Annotated in this window: 22 protein-coding genes, 1 tRNA gene and 1 pseudogene; 11 read left to right on the top strand and 13 right to left on the bottom strand. The window is 67.0% G+C overall.

Going from position 1 to position 20650, the window contains the following annotated elements; translation table 11 throughout:
• Positions 1-183: 183 nt before the first annotated feature.
• The 6 genes from nusG to M0208_RS06835 all read right to left on the bottom strand — a co-directional run bounded on the left by nusG (position 184) and on the right by M0208_RS06835 (position 6015).
• Positions 184-720: a transcription termination/antitermination protein NusG gene (nusG, locus tag M0208_RS06860; RefSeq protein ID WP_258890977.1), complete on the bottom strand. Its 537-nt coding sequence runs from the start codon at positions 718-720 to the stop codon at positions 184-186.
• Between the two features lie 17 nt (positions 721-737).
• Positions 738-935, bottom strand: a complete 198-nt coding sequence (gene secE / locus M0208_RS06855) for a preprotein translocase subunit SecE (protein ID WP_258890976.1) — start codon at positions 933-935, stop codon at positions 738-740.
• Positions 936-1089: 154 nt separating this feature from the next.
• Complete coding sequence (locus M0208_RS06850) at positions 1090-1461, bottom strand: hypothetical protein (RefSeq protein ID WP_258890975.1); 372 nt, start codon at positions 1459-1461, stop codon at positions 1090-1092.
• Positions 1462-1589: 128 nt separating this feature from the next.
• Positions 1590-1666: transfer RNA gene (locus M0208_RS06845), tRNA-Trp, on the bottom strand.
• 36 nt (positions 1667-1702) lie between these two features.
• Positions 1703-4057, bottom strand: coding sequence for a bifunctional diguanylate cyclase/phosphodiesterase (locus M0208_RS06840; protein ID WP_258890974.1), 2355 nt, complete (start codon positions 4055-4057; stop codon positions 1703-1705).
• A gap of 221 nt (positions 4058-4278) precedes the next feature.
• Complete coding sequence (locus M0208_RS06835; RefSeq protein ID WP_258890973.1) at positions 4279-6015, bottom strand: fatty acyl-AMP ligase; 1737 nt, start codon at positions 6013-6015, stop codon at positions 4279-4281.
• A gap of 108 nt (positions 6016-6123) precedes the next feature.
• Here M0208_RS06835 and M0208_RS06830 point away from each other — a divergent pair, with 108 nt between their 5' ends.
• From M0208_RS06830 to M0208_RS06810, 5 genes and pseudogenes are all read left to right on the top strand, one after another.
• Complete coding sequence (locus tag M0208_RS06830) at positions 6124-6663, top strand: regulatory protein RecX (protein ID WP_258890972.1); 540 nt, start codon at positions 6124-6126, stop codon at positions 6661-6663.
• Positions 6664-6810: 147 nt separating this feature from the next.
• Positions 6811-7320: a cold-shock protein gene (locus tag M0208_RS06825; protein ID WP_258893183.1), complete on the top strand. Its 510-nt coding sequence runs from the start codon at positions 6811-6813 to the stop codon at positions 7318-7320.
• Positions 7321-7322: 2 nt separating this feature from the next.
• Positions 7323-7811, top strand: coding sequence for a DUF192 domain-containing protein (locus tag M0208_RS06820; protein WP_258890971.1), 489 nt, complete (start codon positions 7323-7325; stop codon positions 7809-7811).
• 80 nt (positions 7812-7891) lie between these two features.
• Positions 7892-8284 carry an NADH:ubiquinone oxidoreductase subunit NDUFA12 gene (locus M0208_RS06815; RefSeq protein WP_258890970.1) on the top strand — a complete coding sequence of 131 codons (393 nt, stop codon included), beginning with the start codon at positions 7892-7894 and terminating at the stop codon, positions 8282-8284.
• Positions 8285-8478: 194 nt separating this feature from the next.
• Positions 8479-8712: pseudogene (locus tag M0208_RS06810) on the top strand (DUF2155 domain-containing protein); the annotation flags it as partial.
• Positions 8713-8747: 35 nt separating this feature from the next.
• Here M0208_RS06810 and aat read toward each other — a convergent pair.
• Both aat and M0208_RS06800 read right to left on the bottom strand, forming a co-directional pair.
• Entirely contained in the window at positions 8748-9446 is a 699-nt protein-coding gene (aat, locus tag M0208_RS06805) for a leucyl/phenylalanyl-tRNA--protein transferase (RefSeq protein ID WP_258890969.1), read from the bottom strand.
• A 23-nt stretch (positions 9447-9469) separates the two neighbouring features.
• Complete coding sequence (locus tag M0208_RS06800; RefSeq protein ID WP_258890968.1) at positions 9470-10180, bottom strand: ParA family protein; 711 nt, start codon at positions 10178-10180, stop codon at positions 9470-9472.
• 138 nt (positions 10181-10318) lie between these two features.
• Between M0208_RS06800 and M0208_RS06795 the strand changes: the two genes are divergently transcribed.
• A complete protein-coding gene (locus M0208_RS06795; protein ID WP_258890967.1) occupies positions 10319-10597 on the top strand; it encodes a DUF1294 domain-containing protein in 279 nt (92 codons plus the stop codon).
• Positions 10598-10603: 6 nt separating this feature from the next.
• Here the strand turns inward: M0208_RS06795 and M0208_RS06790 are convergent, their stop codons facing one another.
• On the bottom strand, positions 10604-12061 hold the full coding sequence (locus M0208_RS06790; protein WP_258890966.1) for an ATP-binding protein: 1458 nt from the start codon (positions 12059-12061) through the stop codon (positions 10604-10606).
• Positions 12062-12160: 99 nt separating this feature from the next.
• On the opposite strand from M0208_RS06790, the gene M0208_RS06785 reads away from it, so the two are divergent.
• Positions 12161-12904 carry a YebC/PmpR family DNA-binding transcriptional regulator gene (locus M0208_RS06785; protein WP_258890965.1) on the top strand — a complete coding sequence of 248 codons (744 nt, stop codon included), beginning with the start codon at positions 12161-12163 and terminating at the stop codon, positions 12902-12904.
• A 244-nt stretch (positions 12905-13148) separates the two neighbouring features.
• Positions 13149-13637 (top strand): crossover junction endodeoxyribonuclease RuvC, encoded by a 489-nt coding sequence (gene ruvC, locus M0208_RS06780; protein ID WP_258890964.1) that lies wholly within the window; start codon positions 13149-13151, stop codon positions 13635-13637.
• On the opposite strand, the gene M0208_RS06775 is transcribed toward ruvC, so the two are convergent.
• Positions 13634-14341, bottom strand: a complete 708-nt coding sequence (locus M0208_RS06775; RefSeq protein ID WP_258890963.1) for a folate-binding protein YgfZ — start codon at positions 14339-14341, stop codon at positions 13634-13636. The two genes, ruvC and M0208_RS06775, sit on opposite strands and share 4 nt — an antisense overlap.
• A gap of 52 nt (positions 14342-14393) precedes the next feature.
• Here M0208_RS06775 and M0208_RS06770 point away from each other — a divergent pair, with 52 nt between their 5' ends.
• Entirely contained in the window at positions 14394-15719 is a 1326-nt protein-coding gene (locus tag M0208_RS06770; protein WP_258890962.1) for a dihydroorotase, read from the top strand.
• Here the strand turns inward: M0208_RS06770 and M0208_RS06765 are convergent, their stop codons facing one another.
• Entirely contained in the window at positions 15720-16643 is a 924-nt protein-coding gene (locus tag M0208_RS06765) for a Gfo/Idh/MocA family protein (protein ID WP_258890961.1), read from the bottom strand.
• Between the two features lie 85 nt (positions 16644-16728).
• On the opposite strand from M0208_RS06765, the gene M0208_RS06760 reads away from it, so the two are divergent.
• Positions 16729-18546: an IlvD/Edd family dehydratase gene (locus tag M0208_RS06760; RefSeq protein ID WP_258890960.1), complete on the top strand. Its 1818-nt coding sequence runs from the start codon at positions 16729-16731 to the stop codon at positions 18544-18546.
• Complete coding sequence (locus M0208_RS06755) at positions 18547-19395, top strand: SMP-30/gluconolactonase/LRE family protein (RefSeq protein WP_258890959.1); 849 nt, start codon at positions 18547-18549, stop codon at positions 19393-19395. It begins immediately after the preceding gene.
• Between the two features lie 50 nt (positions 19396-19445).
• Here M0208_RS06755 and M0208_RS06750 read toward each other — a convergent pair whose 3' ends face one another.
• The gene (locus M0208_RS06750; RefSeq protein WP_258890958.1) at positions 19446-19706 is read right to left on the bottom strand and encodes a hypothetical protein; all 261 of its coding nucleotides are present in this window, start codon (positions 19704-19706) and stop codon (positions 19446-19448) included.
• A 185-nt stretch (positions 19707-19891) separates the two neighbouring features.
• Positions 19892-20617, bottom strand: a complete 726-nt coding sequence (locus M0208_RS06745; protein ID WP_258893182.1) for a FadR/GntR family transcriptional regulator — start codon at positions 20615-20617, stop codon at positions 19892-19894.
• Positions 20618-20650: the final 33 nt, after the last annotated feature.

Raw genomic sequence — 20650 nt, 5'->3', positions numbered from 1 at the left:
TTAGGCTCCGTGATGAGGCACGGAATACGGCATCGGGTGATGCTGTTGTCGATGCTTTGAGGCAACTGAGGGAGAACGCGGGCAAAGCCCTCGTATCTCGTCGGACGGGTTCGCATGCTGCGACCCGCCGACCGGTCTGGCCCGTCTCGCGCCTAGCTTCGCTACGCGCGCGCATGCTGCGACCTACTTGCTGCGCTCGACCTGCTCGAAATCCAATTCCACCGGCGTCGCGCGCCCGAAGATGGACACCGAAACCTTGACCTTCGCCTTGTCGAAATCGAGTTCCTCGACCGTGCCGTTGAAGCTGGCGAAGGGGCCGTCCAGCACCTTGACCGCGTCGCCGATCTCGTAGTCGACCTTGATCTGCGCCTTGGGCGCGGCCGCCGCCTCTTCCTTGCTGTTCAGCATGCGGGATGCTTCGGCGTCGCTGACCGCCTGGGGCTTGCCCATGCTGCCGAGGAAGCCGGTGACCTTTGGCGTGTTCTTGACCAGGTGATAGACTTGGTCGGTCATTTCCAGCTTGGCGAGGACGTAACCGGGCATGAACTTGCGTTCGACCGCGATCTTCTTGCCGCGGCGCGCCTCGGTCACGGTTTCGGTCGGAACCTCGATCTGCTCGACCAGCGTGTCGAGGCCCATGCGCGTCGCCTCCGCCATGATGGCGTCGCGCACCTTGCCCTCGAAACCCGAGTAAGCGTGGATGATGTACCAGCGGGCCATGCGTGTCGTTTCCTGAACTATTGGGCCAGGCGCACGAGCGCCTTGACGATCGCGTCGAACACCGAATCGACGCCGAGGAAGAAGATCGCGAGGATCGTGGTCATGATGACGACCATCACGCCGGTCATCCATGTTTCCTTGAAGCTCGGCCACACGACCTTCCTGGTCTCGGCGCGAACCTGCTGGATGAATTCTACCGGGGACGTCTTCGCCACGTGTCTTCGCCTTGAGTTGTCGTGCCCGTGCCAGACATGGAACCGCCACCGCTTTCCCTGCGAGAGTGGGAAACCGGCGTGCCCTTCCGTGCTGTCGGATGGCGTGCGCAGATAGCGCCGTCGCGGGGGGAACACAAGTGGGCGCGGGCGGCGGCTACTTCCATTCCGCTGGTTGCAGCACGCCGTCCTTGTTCTTGTCGGCCAGCGCGAAGCGTTCAGTGACCGACTGTTCCAGCTCGGCGCGGGTGACGCGCTGATCCTCATCGGCGTCCATACGCTTGAACTGCTTGCGATAGCGCGGCGGCAGCGTCGCGAGGTCGACCACATTATCGCTTTCGGGATCGCGCTGCGCAAAACTGTCGCGCTGTCCCTGCCTGAATTGCTCGATCGACAGCGACTCCTTCGTGGGGGCCGCCGCGGTTTTGCGCGTGGGAGAGGGGGAGGCGGCGGCGTCGGGCGCCGTTGTTTGCTCCGAACACCCCGCCAGCGCCAGCGCCGCCCACAGGGCAAGCCACGCCTTCGTCATCGCACCGCTCTCCGCCTTCTTTATTCGCGGGAGAGTAGCGCGAAGCGAACGTCAGGCGATTGCGAAATGTGGGTAGCGGCGGTCGCGATGGAGGTGGGTGGACCGGCGCAGAACCTGGGACTGCAGCATGGCAGGGGAGCTCGGACTCGAACCGAGGGCCTTCGGTTTTGGAGACCGACGCTCTAACCAACTGAGCTACACCCCTACGTGGCGAGCGCTCTGACAATTGCCCCCGAAAGTGTCAAGCCGCGCGGGCGTCGGGGCGGTGTTGCTGCGCCAGGCCGCGCGCCTCCTCAACGGGGAGCGGTCGGCCGAAATAATAGCCCTGGATCTTGCTGCAGCCGAGTTCGCGGATCATCGCCAGTTCGGTTTCGGTCTCCACCCCTTCGGCGATCGTCGCCATACCGAGGCTGCGGGCGAGCGCGACGACCGCGCAGATGATCGCCTTCGCCTCGCGTCCACCCTTCGACGCGGCGGTGACGAAGCTGCGGTCGATCTTGATCGAGGAGAACCGCGTGCGGCTGAGGTAGCCGAGGCTGGAATAACCGGTGCCGAAGTCGTCGAGGCTTAGGCGGACACCCATATCGAGGATACGCTCCAACACCTTTACGGCGCCGGTGCCCTCGCGCATGAACACGCTTTCGGTCACCTCAAGCTCGAGGCGGCTGGCGGACAGGCGGTTGGACGACAGCGCCTGTGTCACGACGGTCACGAAATTGGGGTTGTGAAGCTGTTCGGGCGAGACGTTCACCGCGATGCGGATGTCGTCGGGCCAGCGCGCCGCCTCTTCGCAAGCGGTGCGCACGACCCATTCGCCGATCGGCCCGATCAACCGTGCCTCCTCCGCCAGCGGCACGAATTTCGCCGGGCTGACCGATCCGAACTGCGGGCTGGTCCAGCGCAGCAAAGCCTCGAATCCGACGAGCGCGCCGGTGACGGCATCGACGACGGGCTGATAATTGAGGTGCATTTCGCCGTTTTCGAGCGCGCTGCGCAGCGCGATTTCGAGCACGCGGCGTTCCTCCGCATCGGCGTGGAGTTGCTGTTCGTAGGCGTGGAACACCCCGCCGCCCGCGTCCTTCGAGCGATAGAGCGCCAGGTCGGCCGAGCGAACCAGGGTCTCGGCGGTGCGGCCGTCGCGCGGCGACACCGCGATGCCGAGCGACGCGCCGATCCACAGCGTATGCTGGTCGATCTCATAGGGCTGCGAAAGCTTTTCGATGATGGTGCGCGCCAGCCCTTCGACCCGTTGGCTGTCGGTCGCGTCGCGCACCACGACCGCAAATTCGTCGCCGCCGAGCCGGCCGATCAGTTCGTTGTCGGTAACGAGTTGCGCGAGGCGTTCCGATACGCGACCGAGCAGCCGGTCCCCGATCGGGTGGCCGAGCGTGTCGTTGACCGCCTTGAACCGGTCCAGATCGATCATCATGAAGGCGCAGCGCGAGCCCCATTTCCCGGCCTCGCCCATCGCGCGTTCCAGCGCTTCGTTGACGTGCAGCCGGTTGGGTAGGCCGGTGAGCGTATCGAAACGGGCCATGCGGTTGATCTTGTCGGCCGACGCGCGCTGTTCGGTGACGTCGGAACCGACCCCGCGGAACCCGACGAACGCCCCGCGATCGTCGACCCGCGGGGAGGCCGTGAGTTCCCACCAGCGTTGTTCGCCGCGCGCCGCGACGGGCATCGCCAGGTCGCGGAAACTTTCCCGTTTCTTCAGCTTGTTGGCAAGCGTGCGCAGCCCCGCCGCGAAATTGCCGGCCTCCCACGCCGGCCCGGCGAGCGCCTGCAGCAGCGGCAGGCCCTCCAGCGTGGCGGATTCCACCCCCAGCGCATGGGCGAAACGCGCGTTGACCCGGACGATGCGGCGCTGCGCATCGGTTTCCCAAAGCCAGTCCGCGCCATGATCCTCGAACTCGCCAAGCAGCAGGCTGACGGTTTCGTCGCGCTCCGACAGCGACAGTTCGGACCCGCGCAGCAGGACCAGCGCGCGCGCGCGCGTCACGCAGGCGACGATCAGCAATGTCGCGAACAGCAAGGTCGCGGCGGCCGGGACATAGACCTCGTGCAGCACGAGCGGGACCGTGACGGCGAGCGCGACGCCGCCGATGAAGGCGACTGCGGCGAGCACGAGCGAGGCCATCGCCACCGCCGCGGCGGTCATCAGCACCGACAGCACCATCCACAGGCCGAGTGCGGTTTCGGGATCGGCGGTGGCCCCGAACAGCAACGGCGGCACGCTCCAGACGGCGGCGAGCGCAATCCCCTCCAGCGCGGTGTCGCGCAATTCCGTCAGCGCGGCGTATCCCGCCTCCAGATGTCGGGTGCGCAGCCGCTTGATCGTAATGACGACCGCAACCAGCGCGACCGCGCCGCCCCATACGCCCAACTGCCACAGCGGGACGCGTGCGGCGAACAGCATCGCGACGATCGCCGCGCCCACGACGTTGGCGGCGAGCATGAACAAGGCGAGCTGCCGTCCGGCGTATAATTGCGTCGCACGGATGCGCGACCAGCGGGCGGGATCGTCGTCTTCCCGCAGCCCGAGCAGCGGCCCGAGCGGAACGGCGGGGTGGCGAACGGCGGTTTGAGCGATGGTCACGTCGCGATGTTAGCGCGAAGGCGGTTTCGCAATCGTTTCGGGGCAAGATTGCGGAAGGATTAAGATGAGCGATCGATCCCCGTCTTGCGGAGGAGGATTGATTGTCGTGGCCTCTATCGCTCGGTTCGACGCCACGCCGTCGGACGTGACCGGCGTTGCCGGTCTCGCCGCCCGCCTTGGCGAGACATGGGATTGCTTGCGCAATCCCATGTCGCCCGCAGCTACGCTGCGATATCGTACGGCTTGATGTCGCCGCTGAGGTACAGGTTGCGCGCCTTGGCGCGGCTGAGCTTGCCCGATGAGGTGCGGGGCAGCGTGCGCGGCGGGATCAGTTCGATGACGCAGTTCATGCCGGTCACCGAACGCACGCGGTCACGGATTTCGTCGTGCAGGCGGCGGCGCTCGGCGTCGTCCGAGGTGCGGCACTGGACGAGGACGGCGGGGGTTTCCTCGCCGCCCGGCGTGGTGATCGCGAAGGCGGCGATGTCGCCCTGCTTGAAGCCGGGAAGCTGCTCCACCGCCCATTCGATGTCCTGCGGCCAGTGGTTGCGGCCGTTGACGATGATCATGTCCTTGGCGCGGCCGACGATGTAGATGTAACCGTCGCTGAGATATCCCATGTCGCCGGTGTCTAGCCATCCGTCGACGAGACAGGCGTCGGTCGCGGTTTCGTCGCGGAAATAGCCGACCATCACCGACGGACCCGTGCACCAGACCTTGCCGATCGCACGTTCGGGAAGCGGCGTGCCGTCTTCTTCGCGGATCTGGATCGTCATGTCGCGAACCGGCTTTCCGCAATTGACGATCGCGCGGTAGCGTTGCGGGCGATCCTGTCCGGCGGGGACGCCCGACAATTGCGTTTCCTCGACCAGCTCGACTCGGATGCCCTCGCCCGGCGGCATGATCGAGACGGCCAGCGTCGCCTCGGCGAGGCCGTAGCTCGGCAGAAAGGCGCTGGCCTTGAACCCGGCGTCGGCGAAGGCGTCGACGAAACCCTGCATCACGTCGGGGCGGATCATGTCGGCGCCGTTGCCCGCGAGCCGCCAGCGCGACAGATCGAACCGGGCCGAGGCCTTCGTCACGCTCGACATGCGGCGCGAGCAGATGTCGTAGCCGAAGGTCGGCGAATAGCTGATCGAGGTGCCGGTATTGCGGCTGATCATGTCGAGCCACGCGAGCGGGCGGCGCGCGAAATCCTCCGTCTTCAGATAATCGGTCGAAACCTGATTGGCGATCGGCGACAGGAAACAGCCGACAAGGCCCATGTCGTGATACCACGGCAGCCAGGAGATGCACCGGTCGCTGTCGATCAATTCCATCCCGTGGCTGTGCGCCGCGAGGTTGTTGAGCAAGGCGTGGTGCGTGATTGCGACGCCGTGCGGAAAGCGTGTCGAGCCGCTGGAATATTGCAGATACGCGATGTCGTCGCCGGTCGCCTGCGGCAGCGCGACTTCCGGCGCGGGCCGAGCGAGCAGGTCGGCCCAGTCGACGCCCTTCGTTCCCGCGATTTCCGCCGCGGTCCCCGCCATTTCCGCGAGTTCTGGCGGATAGATCAGCATCACCGGATCACAGCTGGAAAGTTGAACGCGAAGCTGATCGATATACGAATCCTTGCCGCCGAAAGACGTGGGCAGCGGCAGCGGCACGGGCCAGGCCCCGGCGTAGATCGTGCCGAAGAACAGCGCCGCGAATTCGGCGCTGGTTTCGGCGACCAGCGCAACGCGATCCTCGGGCTGTACGCCCGTCGCGATCAGGCGGTAGGCCGCGGCTTTCGCATCGCGCTGCAGTTCGGCGAACGCATAGGGTCGCGTCAGCGCGCCGCGCGCATCGTGGAAATTAAGACCGCGCGCGCCTTGCGCCGCATAGTCGAGCGCTTCGCCCAGCGTCGCGAAATCGGCGAAGCGGCGCGGGAGCGCGTCCTCGGTCGGCGTGGGCGTGGTCGGTGAATCGATCGTCATGGTCGTCGTGCCTTGAGTGCGATGCGACAAGCGCACCTTCGGTTACTGACGGCTCTGCGAGGCTTGCGCGTTCAAATTCGGTTGCGACTGTGGCAACAACATGGCGCGATGTCCCGAAATACCTCCCCCGAACGCGCCCGAACCGTGCCGCCGCTCGATTCGGCGGCGCTGGACCGGCTGGCGCTGCGCTATGTCGAGCGGTTCGCGACGACGCGGGGCAAGCTGACCGACTATCTCAAGCGGAAAATTCGCGAACGGGGCTGGGACGGCCCGGCGGGCGATCCGGCGGCGGTGGCGGAGCGGATGGCGGGGCTGGGTTACGTCGACGATCGCGCCTTTGCGGAGGCGCGTGCGCGGTCGCTGGCGCGGCGTGGGTATGGGCAACGCCGCGTGGTGGAGGCGTTGCGCCATGCGCGGGTCGGGGCGGAGGATTCCGTAGCGGCGCTGGCCACCGACGACGAGGCTGCGCTGACGGTCGCGCTGGCGTTTGCGCGGCGGCGGAGGATCGGTCCGTATGCGGCGACGGTCCCCGACGATCGCGACCGGCAGCGTCAGCTCGGCGCGATGCTGCGTGCGGGGCACGATTTCACATTGTCGCGGCGAATTGTCGAGACGCCGCCCGGTGGCGATGTGGAAAGCCACGGTTGAGCCGCCGCGATGTTTTGAATGTTGTGCGGCGCGGCAACCGTGCTAGCGTGAATTATCCGGGGGAATGTGGATTACGTGCGTACCGACCCGCCTGAAAACGCGGCCGACCGCGACGATACGACCGTCGATGGCGCGGGCGTCGACGGGATGCGCGTGGCGGGCTCGCTCAAGTGGTTCGACGTCACCCGCGGGTTCGGCTTCCTGGTGCCCGACGCGGAGTTCGAAGGTGCCAATCTGGGCGACGTGCTGATCCATTTCAGCGTGCTGCAGCCGCTGGGCCGCCGCAGTCTGCCCGAGGGAACCCGGATCGAGGCGATCGCGGTCTTGCGCGAGCGCGGCTATCAGGCGCGCGAGATCCTGACGATCGACACTTCCACCGCGATCGAGGTCGCGCCGGTGCGCGCGATCGACCGGATCGATCCGGTCGCGCTGATCGACGATGCGGGTGAGTGGGAGCCGGTCACGGTCAAATGGTTCAACCGGCTGAAGGGTTATGGTTTCCTGGTGCGCGACGCCGCGCCGGGCGATATATTCGTGCATATGGAAACGCTGCGCCGCGCCGATATCGGTGAGGTAGAGCCGGACCAGCGGCTGCGCGCGCGCGTAGTCGAAGGCCGCAAGGGGCCGTTGGCGGTGAGCGTTTCGCTGGAGGATTAACGATGAGATTGCGGATTCTGGCGGCGGCGGCGCTCATCGCGCTGACGCCTGCGTGCACCGGGGGCGACGCGGTGGCGTCGACCGGCAACGAAGCTGCGACCGCGGCGAAGGCGGGGTTGGCGAAGGTGACGATCGCCAGCACGAACGGCGCGCACGTCTTCAAGGTCGAGATCGCGAAGACGCCCGAGGAGCAGTCGCGCGGGCTGATGTATCGCACCAACATCCCGAAGGATGCGGGGATGCTGTTCGCGCCGTATCCGGCCGAAGGCGGGGGGCCGCGTGAGGCGAGTTTCTGGATGAAGAATACGCCGAGCACGCTCGACATCATCTTCATCCGCGCGGACAAAACGATCGCCCGGATCGCGGAGAATACGGTGCCGTTTTCCGAAACGCCGGTGCCGTCGGGCGAACCGGTGGCGGCGGTGCTGGAGATCAACGGCGGGCTGTCGGCGGAACTGGGCATCGCCGAGGGCGATCGGGTTAATTGGTAAAACTCCTCCCCGTGCCGGGGAGGAATTGAGGCGATCAACGATTGAAGCCCGTACGGCGACCCGCTAAGCGCGGCCCCACGATGGGCATCAATCTCAATCCTTTCACCTGGTGGAACGGGGCTACGATCGGCACCTGGTTCGGCCTGCGCGGCAAGACGATCGTCGGCGAGGATGCGCTCGGCAACGTCTATTGGCAGGGCGGGCGCGACACCGCGGGCAATCCGCGGCGCTGGGTGATCTATAACGGCCCGAACGATTCGAGCCGCGTCTCGCCCGAATGGTTCAGCTGGCTGCATCATCAGGTCGACGACGTGCCCGACAAGTCCTTGCCGCCGCAGCGGCGCTGGGAGAAACCGGCGCTGGCCAACATGACGGGCAGCGCGCTCGCCTATCGCCCGGCAGGCGCGATGGAGAAGGGTGGACGCCGCGCGGGCGCGACCGGGGATTACGAAGCGTGGACGCCCGAGGGGTGAAACGCACGCTGGCCGCCGGCGTCGCCGCCGCCGCGATCCTGGGTGTCGGCGTATGGCAGTTCGGAGCCGACGCTGCACCGAAGGGCGCCGTCACGACGAGCCGCGCCGTGCCCGCGCCGCGTCCGCCGCAGGACGACGGCAATGTGGTGACGGTAGACGGCGAAGGCGAGACGCTCGATTCCGGCACGACGCCGATGGGTGAGCGCGTGGCGATCGTCGGGCTGCTCAACAAGCGCAATGGGGTCAGCCGCGACGTGACGCTGAAGCCGGGGCAGGCGATGCGCGTCGGCGACACCGTCGTGCGGCTGCGTGCGTGCGAACAAACCGCGCCATGGGAGGTCGAGCAGCTTACCGGCGCGTTCGTCCAGCTCGACGTGCGTGCAGTCGATCAGAAATGGCGGCGGGTGTTTTCGGGCTGGCTGTACAAGGAACGCCCGGCGCTGAACGTCGTCCAGCACCCTGTCTATGACGTGTGGGCCAAGAGCTGCACGATGGCTTTCCCCGCCAAGGGGCCGGACACCGACGTGCTCGCCGCGCCATCCACCGCCCGGAAATCCGCCCCGCCAGCGGCCCAATCGGGTCCGGCGGAGGAGCCCGAGGCGGATAACCCCGAGAGCGAATCGGCCAGCAACGCCATATAATCGGCGCGCGCGATCTCGACCGCACCGAGCGAGGCGAGGTGATCGGTCATGAACTGGCAGTCCAGCAGCGTGAACCCGCCGACCCGCAGCCGTGCGACGAGCGCGGCGAGCGCGACCTTCGACGCGTCGGTCGCGCGGCTGACCATGCTTTCGCCGAAGAACGCGCGGCCGAGCGCGAGGCCGTAGAGTCCCCCGGCCAGACGGTCGCCGTCCCAGCATTCGATCGAATGCGCATGGCCGGCGGTGTGGAGGCGGCGGAAGACCTGTTCGATCGAGGCGTTGATCCAGGTTTCGGGCCGGTCGCTCGCGCTTTCGGCGCAAAGCTGAAGGATGTCGCCGAACGCGCGGTCGGCGGTGATGCGGAAGCGATCCGACAGCAACGTCTTGCGGAGCGATTTCGAGAGGTGGAACCCATCGAGCGGCAGGATCGCGCGCTGGCGTGGCTCGACCCAATAGACGCCCGGCGCGTCCCGCCCGTCGGCCATCGGAAACACCCCGACCGAATACGCGCCCAGCACCATCGCCGGATCGAGCGGGTCGAAGGCTAGGAAGCGAGACGTTGCTCGATCCTCCGCCAGATGTCCGCGAACGCCGCCGCAGCGGGCGAGCGCGCGGCGATATCGCCGACCGCGCGGTGAGTGGCCGCGGCGGATTCGATCACGCTGGCCATCGGGATCACCGGCCAGTCGGGGCGGCGGGCGAGAGCCTCGGCGTGCAGCTTGCGGCGGCGATCGACCATCGCGTGGACCGGCATCGTCGGGGTGCGCCCGCCGAGATGACGCAACACCTCGTCATAGGCGCGCTCGGCGAGCGGGGAGGGGACGACGGGGATGACGATCAGATCGGCGGCGCGCGCGACCTGATCCGCGGTTTCGGTAAGGCCGGGGGGGCAATCGAGGATCACGCGGTCATAGTCGCCGAGCGACGCAATCAGTTTCTGCAGCCGCTTCTTCTTGTCCATCTCGCGGAACAGGTGATCCAGTTCGCGCAGCGACGCATCGGCGGGCAGCAGGTCGAGCCGTTCGACACCGGTCGGGCGGATCAGTTTGCTGGGCGCGACATCGCGTGAGAACATCGCATGCGCCTTTTCGCGCGGCGGTGTGACGCCCAGCATCCACCCCGAGGCGGCCTGCGGATCGAGATCCCACAACAACGTCCGCCGCGCCGATCGCACCGCCGCCGTCCATGCCAGATTGACCGCTAGCGTCGTCTTCCCGACGCCGCCTTTCAGACTGTAGATCGCGATCGTCGTCATGGGCAAAGGCTAGTAGGCGCGTTGGGGCGGGTAAAGGCGGCGGGCGATAAAAAGCGGCGACTGCGACCGGATTGATATCACGGCTTTCCGCAATTGGCGGCAACGGGTGCTTAACGCATCCGGTGCGACACCGCCGGAATGCTATGGTTGCTCGCCCTGCTGTCACTCATCGGCATCAATGCGGCTGCCGTCGCGGCATTCGCCATCGACAAGCGGCGCGCGATCGAAGGCGAATGGCGGATCGCGGAATCGACGCTGCTGACGCTGGCGCTGATCGGTGGAAGTCCCGGCGCCCTGTGGGCGCGGGCGCGGTTTCGGCACAAGACGCGCAAGCAGCCGTTCGCGACACAGCTGGACCTGATTGCGATGATACAATCCGGACTTGTGTTCGGATTGGCAGCGGCGTTTTTGATCTGAGCGGGTTCAGGCTGCTTCCGACGCCGCCGTTGTCCAGCCCAGCCGCGGGATGGTGATCGAGCGTTTGCCGGACAGGTCGGTGCGGCACACGAACAGGTTGCGGCTTTCGATGTAGGTCACCAGACGCCGCACGCGGCCGAGCGAGCTGGTACCGTAGGTCTCGGCGATCGCGGCGTCGGGCGGGCAGGGATCGCCGTCGCGCGCGGCCTTCGCGACCAGCAGGAACGCGCCGAGCATGTCGTCGGGCAATGCGCTGGCCAGCGTCAGCGCCTCGGTCCATGCGGGATCGGACACGTCGAATACGCCGGCGCGCGCGCAACTCAGGCGGCGCGCGAAGCCTGACAAATCGAGCGCGGGGCGGGGGAGGCCGGCCATGCGGCAGCGGACCTGAAAATCCTGGAACAGCACCGATGCCGGACGCAATCGCGCCTCCGCATCGGACACGATCGCGCGCAGCACGTCGGCGTAGATCGCCTCCACCTCCTCGTCCGATCGCGCGGGCTCATTGGTCGCGGGGGCCGGGGCGGGGCGCGACAGGTCGGCGATCAGTTCGTCGGCGGGCACGCGGCGCGGGCGCGGGTCGAAGGTCATCGGCAGCGTCGGGGCGTCCTCGACCGCTACGAACAGCAATTCCTGCAGGTCGGGCCGCGGTGCGGACGGGAGCGGGGTGAGTTTGGGCGAACCGCTGCGCGTGCTGGTTTCGACCGCGCCGATCTTCACGGTCAGCGGGCGGCGGCTGATCGCGGGGCCGAGCGCGAGGAAGGTGCCGCGCGCGAGGTCGCGGATCGCCTCGGCCTGACGCCGTTCCATGCCAAGCAAGTCGGCGGCGCGCGCCATGTCGATGTCGAGGAAGGTGCGGCCCATCAGGAAGTTGGACGCTTCTGCCGCGACGTTCTTGGCGAGTTTCGCTAGCCGCTGCGTCGCGATCACGCCCGCGAGGCCGCGTTTGCGGCCGCGGCACATCAGGTTCGTCATCGCGCCGAGCGACGCGCGGCGCACCTCCTCGGTCACGTCCCCGCCGGTGGTGGGGGCGAATAGCTGTGCCTCGTCCACCACCACCAGCGCCGGGTACCAATGTTCACGCGGCGCATCGAACAGCGCCGACAGGAAGGCGGCGGCGCAGCGCATCTGGCTCTCCGCCTCCAAGCCCTCGAGGCTCAATACGGCCGACGCGCGGTGTTCGCGCAGGCGGCCCGCGAGCCGCGCGATCTCGCGTTCGCTATAGTGGGTCGCCTCGATCACGACATGGCCGTAGACGGGACCGAGGGTTACGAAATCGCCCTCGGGGTCGATCACGATCTGCTGCACCTGCCCCGCGGATCGTTCGAGCAGGCGGCGCAGCAGGTGCGACTTTCCCGACCCCGAATTGCCCTGCACGAGCAAGCGGGTGGCGAGCAGTTCCTCTAGGTCGATAGGGACCGGCGCGCCTGAAGAATCAGCGCCCATGTCCACCTGGATCGTCATGGGGCAGCGTTTGGCCGATCGATGGGGGGTGGCGCAAGGGTTGATGGATGGGGCGAGGCGCGCCTAAGAGCCACGGCATAATCCCCCGCAGAGGCGACCATGGCAGGCCATTCCAAGTTCAAGAACATCATGCACCGCAAGGGTGCGCAGGATAAGAAGCGTTCTGGCGCGTTCTCCAAGCTCAGCCGCGAAATCACCGTCGCGGCGAAGATGGGCCTGCCCGATCCCGACATGAACCCGCGGCTGCGCGCCGCGGTGAACGCGGCCAAGGCGCAGTCGGTGCCGAAGGACAATATCCAGCGCGCGATCGACAAGGCGAGCAAGGGCGATACCGAGAATTACGAGGAAATCCGCTATGAGGGGTTCGGCCCCGGCGGCGTCTCGCTGATCATCGAGGCGCTGACCGACAACCGGAACCGCACCGCAACGAACGTGCGTACCGCAGTGTCGAAGAACGGCGGCAATTTGGGGGCGAGCGGATCGGTCAGCCATGCGTTCGATCGCGTCGGGCTGATCAACTATCCGGCGGGTGCGGGGGATGCCGAGAAGGTGTTCGAGGCGGCGCTGGAGGCTGGCGCGGAGGATGTGACGTCGGGCGAGGACGGCCACGAGATCTGGACTGCGGTGGGCGATCTGCACGAAGTCGCCAAGGCGCTGGAGCCGGTGCTGGGCGAAGCCGAGGGCGCGAAGCTCGCGTGGCGGCCGCAGACGATGGTCGAGGTGGAGGAAGGCGACGCCGCGACGTTGTTCAAGCTGATCGACGCGCTGGACGACGACGACGACGTGCAGACCGTGTGGGGGAATTACGATGTCTCCGACGCGGTGATGGAGAAACTGGGCTGATCTTGGTTCACGCGAAGGCGCGAAGGCGCGAAGACCTTTGTTCGCGCAGAGGCGCGGAGACGCAGAGAGGATTCGTTTCGTTCTTCTACTGCGCGTCAGCGCAAACACTTGATCCTTGGGCTGCCGCAGGGAATTTGTTCTCGCTGACGCGAGGCAGCAGTCCTGAGCGATACGCCTCCGCGTCTCTGCGCCTCTGCGCGAACAAATCTTCCTTCTTTGCGCCATCGTGCCATCGCGTGAACCAATGATCATTCTCGGCCTCGACCCCGGTCTCGGGACCACCGGCTGGGGCGTGATCCGGGCCGAGGGCAACCGGCTGTCGCACGTCGCCAACGGGCGGTTGAAGACCGACAGCGCGGCGACGCTGGCGCGGCGGTTGTCGCATCTCGATGCGATGCTGGCCGCGCTGATCGTCGATCATGCACCCGACGCCGCTGCGGTCGAGGAGGTGTTCGTCAACGCCAATCCGCAATCGACGCTGAAGCTGGGGCAGGCGCGAGGCGTCGTGCTGTTGTCGGTCGCGCGCGCGGGGATCGAGCCGGGCGAATATGCCGCGCGGCTGGTGAAGAAGGCGGTCGTCGGCGTGGGCAACGCGGAGAAGGCGCAGGTCCATGCAATGGTGGCGCGGTTGCTGCCCGGCGTGAAGATCGACGGGCCGGATGCGGCGGATGCGCTGGCGGTGGCGATCTGCCACGCGCATCATCTGGCGAGCGCGCGGCGCGGAGTGGGTTAGGCGGCAAGCGCGATGCCTAGCCAGTCGGGGACGATCGCGTCGCCCAGCGCCTCCACGCGGCGGTGTTCGACCATGAGGTGCAGGTCGGGATATGTCGTGCGCGTGCGGTCGCCCGGCTCGCCCAGCGGGGCGACGACCAGGCGGCGGTTGACCTTTGCGCGATGGTGCATTCGCGCGGTGTTTTCCTGTCCGACGTAGCAGCCCTTGGCGAAGCTGACCCCGTTCAGTTCGCGGGCGTTGCATTCGAGCCAGAGCGTTTCGCCCGCTCCAAGTTCCGCGACGCCTTCGGTCACGCCGAGCGCCAGACGGTGCGCCAGCCATCCTTCGGCGGGGTCGGACGGTGCGGCGATCCAGCGTTGGCCGAGCGCGGCCAGCCGCGGGTCGGGCACGCCTGTGTCGCCATCCTTCGACCAATGCACCGCCAGCGTTTCGTCGCGCGCGATGACGATCGGCCGACGGAGGCGGTACATCGACAACCGCCGCGCCAGCGCCTCGGCCTGCGCGGCCTCGCAATCGATCAGGATATCGTCGCCGTCGTCCCACAGGATGAAGTCGAACAGCGCCTTGCCCTGCGGGGTGAGCAGCCCGTTCCACGACGGAAACGGCCCGTTCGCGTCGTTCGTGACGAGGCCCTGGAGGAAGCCGCGCAGGTCCTCGCCCGACAAGCGGAGGACGGCGCGGTCGGCGAGCGTGGTTGCATTCATGCGCGCAAGGTAGGAGTGAGGCGGCCGACTGTCATCCCGTTCGGAGATCGATGTGGCGACCTGTGATCTGAAGCTGACCGGCGGCACGGTCCACACTCCCGGCGGGCCGGTGACGGCGGACGTGGGCGTCAGCGGCGGGCGGATTGTCGCGATCGGCGGCGTCGGCGACGCGGGACGGACGATCGACTGCACGGGCCTGGATATCCTGCCCGGCGTGATCGACACGCAGGTGCATTTCCGCGAGCCGGGGCTGGTCCACAAGGAAGACCTGGAGACCGGCAGCGTCGCGGCGGTGATGGGCGGCGTGACCGCGGTATTCGAGATGCCGAACACCAAACCCAATACTGATTCGGCCGCCGCCATTCAGGACAAATTGGACCGCGCGAAGGACCGGATGTGGTGCGATCACGCCTTCTATGTCGGCGCGACGAACCACAATGCGCGCGATCTGGCCGAGCTGGAGCGGTTGCCGGGGACGGCGGGGGTGAAGATTTTCATGGGCGCGTCGACCGGCGATCTGTTGGTCAGCGAGGATGCGCGGCTGGCCGAGGTGCTGGCCTCGGGGCATCGCCGGGTGGCGATCCATGCCGAGGACGAGGAGCGGATGAACGCGCGGCTCGATCATCGGATCGACGGTGATGCTGCGTCGCATCCGGTGTGGCGCGACGACGAAAGCGCGATTCTGGCGACGCGGCGTATTCTGGCGCTGGCGCGGTCGGCGCGGCGGCGGGTGCATGTGCTGCACGTGACGACGCCGGCGGAACTCGAACTGCTCGGGCGGAACAAGGATATCGCGAGTTGCGAGGTGACCCCGCAGCATCTGACTTTGGCGGGGGAGGAGGCCTATCCGCGGCTGGGCACGCTGGCGCAGATGAATCCGCCGATCCGGTCGGGCGCGCACCGCGACGGGCTGTGGCATTGGTTGAACCAGGGTGTGCCCGACGTGATCGGCAGCGATCACGCGCCGCATACGCTGGAGGAAAAGGGAAAGCCCTATCCGGCGAGCCCTAGCGGGATGCCCGGCGTGCAGACGTTGCTGCCGTTGCTGCTGACGCATGTCGCGGAGGGGCGGCTGACGCTGCAGCGCGTGATCGAGCTGACCAGCGCGGGCGCGCAGCGGATCTTCGGGATCGTGGGGAAGGGGCGGATCGTCGCCGGATACGACGCCGATTTCACGATCGTCGACCTGAAGAAGCGCTGGGAGGTGACCGACGACTGGCTCGCCTCGCGCAGCGGCTGGTCGCCGTTCACGGGCATGACGCTGACGGGCAAGGCGATCGGGACGATCGTGCGCGGGCGCGTGGCGATGTGGGAGGATACGCTGGGGGAGGCGGCGGACGGGCAACCGATCCGGTTCGAGGCGGTGGAGTTCGGGTAACTACCAGTCGAACAGTGGTGCGGACGTTCGATCGCCTATGCGCAGCGCATCGGTGACGAGGCGGAGCGGGGCGGTGTCCACGTCGCTCTCCCCGCGCGCGATGAGGTCGGCGAACTGGCGGTAGAGGCGGATATATTCCTGATCCGCGCCGCGTGTCATCCGCCCATCCACGGCGAGCACATTGCCGCCTTCGCGCAGCGTCAGCACCCCGCCGTTGGTGTCGACGACGATGTCCCATGTCTGCTCGCCGGATTGCAGGAAATCGAAATCCGCCGCGACCGTCGCGGCACCGGCGGTCATCGCCAGCGTCGCGGCGATCGGCGATGCGCGATCCTCCGGTATCGCCAGTCGTGCGGCGTCGATCGTCAACGGGTCGGGCAGCAGCGCGGTGACGATCGACAGCGCGTTGATGCCCGGATCGAACACGCCGAACCCGTCCGGCCCAAGAATCCAGTCCTGACCGGGATGCCAGCGGCGGATATCTTCCTTCCACGTCACCGTCACCCGATCGATCCGCTTGCCGCGCAGCCATTCGCGCGCGGGCGCGACGCCGCTTGCTTCGCGCGAATGCCAGGTGGCGAACAGCGACACCCCGGCGTTCGCGGCACGGGTCGCCAACGTCTCGACGTCGGCAACGGTCGCTGCGGGCGGCTTTTCCATCATGACGTGCAGTCCCGCGTCGATCGCGGCGGCGACGATCGGCGCGCGCACGCCGGGCGGGGTGCAGATCGATACCGCATCGACCGAGTGCGCAGCGAGCAACGCCTCGAGCGTCGCGAAATTCGGCGCACCGTCGACGCCGCGGTATGGGTCGACCGTCGCGAGCAGCGCGAAGTCGGGATTGTCCGCAAGCGCGGGCAGATGCTGGTCGCGCGCGATCTTGCCGACGCCGACCAGCGCAATCCGGATCGCATCGTTGCGCATCAAGCGTCCTTTTATATGATAATTGTCTTTGTAGCAGCGCGACGCTGCGCTATCAATCGGTCGTAATCTGATCGGGAGGGGTGACATGGTCGACGGAGCGGACGGGTCCGCAGGGCGCGCGCGCCATGAAACCGGCCTTCGTTCGCGCGCCTGGTTCGACGATCCTTCCAACCCCGACATGACCGCTTTGTATGTCGAGCGGTATCTGAATTACGGGCTGAGCCTGGAAGAACTGCAGTCCGATCGGCCGATCATCGGCATCGCGCAGACCGGCAGCGACCTTGCGCCGTGCAACCGCCACCACATCGTGCTGGCGCAGCGCGTGAAGGAGGGAATCCGCGATGCGGGGGGCATCCCGATCGAATTTCCGATCCATCCGATCCAGGAGACGGGGAAGCGGCCGACCGCGGGGCTGGACCGTAACCTCGCGTACCTCGGGCTGGTCGAGGTGCTGTACGGCTATCCGATCGACGGCGTGGTGCTGACGATCGGCTGCGACAAGACGACGCCGGCGTGTCTGATGGCGGCGGCGACGGTGAACATTCCGGCGATCGCTTTGTCGGTCGGACCGATGCTCAACGGCAATTACCAGGGGCAGCGGACAGGATCGGGGACGATCATCTGGAAGGCGCGCGAGCTGCTGGCGGCGGGGGAGATCGACTATCGCGGCTTCATCGAACTGGTCGCGTCGTCCGCCCCGTCGACCGGTTTCTGCAACACGATGGGCACCGCGACGACGATGAATTCGCTGTGCGAGGCGCTGGGGATGTCGCTGCCCGGATCGGCCGCGATCCCCGCGCCGCACCGCGACCGTCAGCAATGCGCGTGGGAGACGGGGCGGACGATCGTCGAGATGGTCCGCGCCGACCGCAAGCCGTCGGACGTGCTGACGCGCACCGCCTTCCTCAACGCGATCCGGGTCAATTCGGCGATCGGCGGGTCGACCAACGCGCCGATCCACCTGAACGCGATCGCGCGGCATGTCGGGGTCGAACTGACGCTGGCCGACTGGGAGAGCCACGGCGCGGACGTGCCGTTCATCGTCAACCTGCAGCCCGCGGGCGAATATCTGGGTGAGGACTTCTATCGCGCCGGCGGGGTGCCCGCGGTGATGGGGCAGTTGCTCGACGCCGACATGATCGACGGTAGTGCGCTGACGGCGAACGGGCGGACGGTGGCGGAGAATGTCGCGGGGCAGGCGTCGCGTGATGACGATGTGATCCGTCCGCTCGATCGGCCGTTGAAGGACAATGCGGGCCTGACGGTGCTGCGCGGCAATCTGTTCGACGCGGCGGTGATGAAATTGTCGGTGATTTCGGACCAGTTCCGCGCGATGTATCTGAGCGATCCCGACGATCCGGATGCGTTCACCGGCACCGCGATCGTATTCGATGGGCCGGAGGATTATCATGCGCGGATCGACGATCCGGCGAGCGGGATCGACGACCGGTCGATCCTGATCATGCGCGGCGCGGGGCCGATCGGCTATCCGGGTGGGGCGGAGGTGGTGAACATGCGCCCGCCCGCGGCGCTGATCCGGGCCGGTATCCACGCGCTGCCGTGCCTGGGCGACGGGCGGCAATCGGGGACGAGCGGGTCGCCATCGATCCTGAATGCGAGTCCCGAGGCGGCGGTCGGCGGGGGTCTGGCTCTGGTGCGCACCGGGGATCGCATCCGCATCGACCTGAACACCAACCGCGCCGACATGCTGGTCGACGACGAGGAAATCGCGCGGCGGCGATCAGCGCTGGCGGAGACGCCCTATGATGGTCCCGCATCACAAACGCCGTGGCAGGAAATCCACCGTGAAATTACCGGGCAGTTCGATACCGGCGCGGTGATCGAGAGCGCGGTCAAGTATCAGCGCATCGCCGAGAAGGGGCTGCCGAGGGATAGTCACTAGATGGTGCGGGTAATTCCGGGCAGCGGGCGGTCGATCCTGGGCGAGGGGCCGTTGTGGTCGGCGCGCGAGAATGCGGTGTTCTGGGTCGATATCCTGGGCAAGCGCGTGAACCGCCTGTCGCTGGCCGATGATGCGGTGACGGGATGGGATATGCCCGAGCCGATCGGCTGGGTGATCGAGCGCGAACGCGGCGGCTTCATCGCCGGTTTGGCGAGCGGGTTCGTCGAGCTTGATCTGGACCCGCTGGCGATCCGGCCGATCGTCGATCCCGAGCCGGACGTCGCGACCAACCGCATGAACGATGCGAAGGCCGATGCGATGGGGCGCATCTGGGCGGGGACGATGCCGTTCAGTTGCGAGGGCGACAGCGGGGCGTTCTACCGGCTCGATCCCAACCGTAGCTGCACGCGTGTAGATGGACCCTATTGCATCCCAAACGGCCCGGCGATCGCGCCTGATGCCGACATGATGTTCCACACCGATAGCGCGCGGCGGACGATCTATCGGATGGCGATCAACGACGATGAAAGCCTCGGCGCGCGCGCAACGCATATCGTGTTTCCGCCCGAATGGGGCAGCCCCGACGGCATGACGCTCGACGCCGACGGGCATTTGTGGGTCGCGCATTGGGGGACGGGCAGAGTCAGCCGCTTCGACGCGGATGGTGAGCGCGAGCGTTCTGTCGCACTGCCCGCATCGCAGATCACCAGCATGACCTTTGCGGGACCGGCGCTGGACCGGATGTTCGTCACCTCCGCGGCCGACGGCGTGGATGAGGCGAACGCAGGCGCGTTGTTCGAGGTGGATCCGGGGTGCAGGGGGCTGCCGACGCAGCAGTTCGGGGGCTAGTTTCAAGACCCGCCCGCCAGTGAAGGCGGGCGGGGTAGCATCACCCGACTTTAGTTGCTGTCGGAATCGTCGTCTTCTTTGTCGCTGATCAAGAGCACCGCAGCGGCGGCGATGCCGACAAGGATAGCGCCGGCGGCGATCGGACCGATGCCGGAGCCTGCGAGGCGATTCGACTTGCCCGCAGGCGTACCGGCGCGGGTCGCCGACGACAACGACAGCTTGCTGGCAGGATTTGCAGTAGCGGCGCTCGCCGCGATCGGAGCGGCGGTCAAGGCGAAGACCGAGGCGCCCAGAATGATGGATTTAAGCATGGAGATACTCCCGAATTTGGTTCCGCGACATAGTGCCACGAGCCACCCAACGCCTCAGAACTGATTTCTATTCCCGTCGGTTCCGATAAATATCCGATCCGATCATTAGTTTTTCCAACGGCAACATTCGGAGAACCGGTCATTTCACGGCAAAGGCGCGCCATCCCGTTTCCGGGTACTGGCCTTCACTCCGCCGCGATCAGTTCCAGCACATCGCCGATGATACGGCGCATCGCCACCCGCGCGCCTTCCACGTCGCGGGCTTCGATGGCGTCGGCGACGGCGGCGTGGTCCTCGACGTTGGCGCTGCGGCCCTTGATGCGATTGGTGAAGCGGATCGAGGTGCGCAATGCGGTCGCGACGACCATCTGGAACTGGGCGTAGAACGGGTTGTGCGAGGCGCGCAGGATTGCGACGTGGAAGGCGATGTCGGCGTCGAGCGGGTCGCCGTCGCCGTCCTCCGCCGCCTCCATCCGTTCGAGCCCGGCGCGGATTGCGGCCATGTCGGCTTCGGTGTGGAACGTCGCCGCCAGCGCCGCCGCCTCGGGTTCGATCGCGATGCGCAACTGGTTGAAATGGCGCAGCAGTTCGACCGAGAATTTGCGTTCGAGCAGCCAGCGCAGCACGTCGGTGTCGAACAAATTCCAGTTGCCCGCGGGTTGCACCACGGTGCCCTGTCGCGGGCGCGCGCTGACGAGCCCCTTGGCGGTCAGCATTTTCACCGCCTCTCGCGTGACCGACCTGCTGACGCCATGCGCCTTGGCGATCTCCGCCTCGGTCGGGAAGGGGCGCTGTTCGTAGCGTCCGGTGACGATCGCGCGACCCAGCGTGTCGAGCATCCCGTGCGTCAGGTTGCGGCCCAGTTCGCTGCGGTTGCCCGCGGTTTCCGTGTCGATCGCCTCGCTCACCATCGCGCCGTTCTGACGCAGGCCGCGCTTACTGTC

This window comes from Sphingomonas sp. SUN019 (assembly GCF_024758705.1).
In the GTDB taxonomy this organism is placed as follows: domain Bacteria; phylum Pseudomonadota; class Alphaproteobacteria; order Sphingomonadales; family Sphingomonadaceae; genus Sphingomonas.
Note: the sequence above shows the minus strand (reverse complement) of the source record. Positions and strands in the feature narration are given on the sequence as shown.

Bases quoted from the DNA above. Each gene is read 5' to 3' on its own strand.
- nusG (WP_258890977.1), bottom strand. From the start codon at position 720: ATGGCCCGCTGGTACATCATCCACGCTTACTCGGGTTTCGAGGGCAAG.
- M0208_RS06850 (WP_258890975.1), bottom strand. From the start codon at position 1,461: ATGACGAAGGCGTGGCTTGCCCTGTGGGCGGCGCTGGCGCTGGCGGGG.
- M0208_RS06835 (WP_258890973.1), bottom strand. From the start codon at position 6,015: ATGACGATCGATTCACCGACCACGCCCACGCCGACCGAGGACGCGCTC.
- M0208_RS06830 (WP_258890972.1), top strand. From the start codon at position 6,124: ATGTCCCGAAATACCTCCCCCGAACGCGCCCGAACCGTGCCGCCGCTC.
- M0208_RS06825 (WP_258893183.1), top strand. From the start codon at position 6,811: ATGCGCGTGGCGGGCTCGCTCAAGTGGTTCGACGTCACCCGCGGGTTC.
- M0208_RS06820 (WP_258890971.1), top strand. From the start codon at position 7,323: ATGAGATTGCGGATTCTGGCGGCGGCGGCGCTCATCGCGCTGACGCCT.
- M0208_RS06815 (WP_258890970.1), top strand. From the start codon at position 7,892: ATGGGCATCAATCTCAATCCTTTCACCTGGTGGAACGGGGCTACGATC.
- aat (WP_258890969.1), bottom strand. From the start codon at position 9,446: ATGGTGCTGGGCGCGTATTCGGTCGGGGTGTTTCCGATGGCCGACGGG.
- M0208_RS06800 (WP_258890968.1), bottom strand. From the start codon at position 10,180: ATGACGACGATCGCGATCTACAGTCTGAAAGGCGGCGTCGGGAAGACG.
- M0208_RS06795 (WP_258890967.1), top strand. From the start codon at position 10,319: ATGCTATGGTTGCTCGCCCTGCTGTCACTCATCGGCATCAATGCGGCT.
- M0208_RS06790 (WP_258890966.1), bottom strand. From the start codon at position 12,061: ATGACGATCCAGGTGGACATGGGCGCTGATTCTTCAGGCGCGCCGGTC.
- M0208_RS06785 (WP_258890965.1), top strand. From the start codon at position 12,161: ATGGCAGGCCATTCCAAGTTCAAGAACATCATGCACCGCAAGGGTGCG.
- ruvC (WP_258890964.1), top strand. From the start codon at position 13,149: ATGATCATTCTCGGCCTCGACCCCGGTCTCGGGACCACCGGCTGGGGC.
- M0208_RS06775 (WP_258890963.1), bottom strand. From the start codon at position 14,341: ATGAATGCAACCACGCTCGCCGACCGCGCCGTCCTCCGCTTGTCGGGC.
- M0208_RS06765 (WP_258890961.1), bottom strand. From the start codon at position 16,643: ATGCGCAACGATGCGATCCGGATTGCGCTGGTCGGCGTCGGCAAGATC.
- M0208_RS06760 (WP_258890960.1), top strand. From the start codon at position 16,729: ATGGTCGACGGAGCGGACGGGTCCGCAGGGCGCGCGCGCCATGAAACC.
- M0208_RS06755 (WP_258890959.1), top strand. From the start codon at position 18,547: ATGGTGCGGGTAATTCCGGGCAGCGGGCGGTCGATCCTGGGCGAGGGG.
- M0208_RS06750 (WP_258890958.1), bottom strand. From the start codon at position 19,706: ATGCTTAAATCCATCATTCTGGGCGCCTCGGTCTTCGCCTTGACCGCC.
- M0208_RS06745 (WP_258893182.1), bottom strand. From the start codon at position 20,617: ATGGTGAGCGAGGCGATCGACACGGAAACCGCGGGCAACCGCAGCGAA.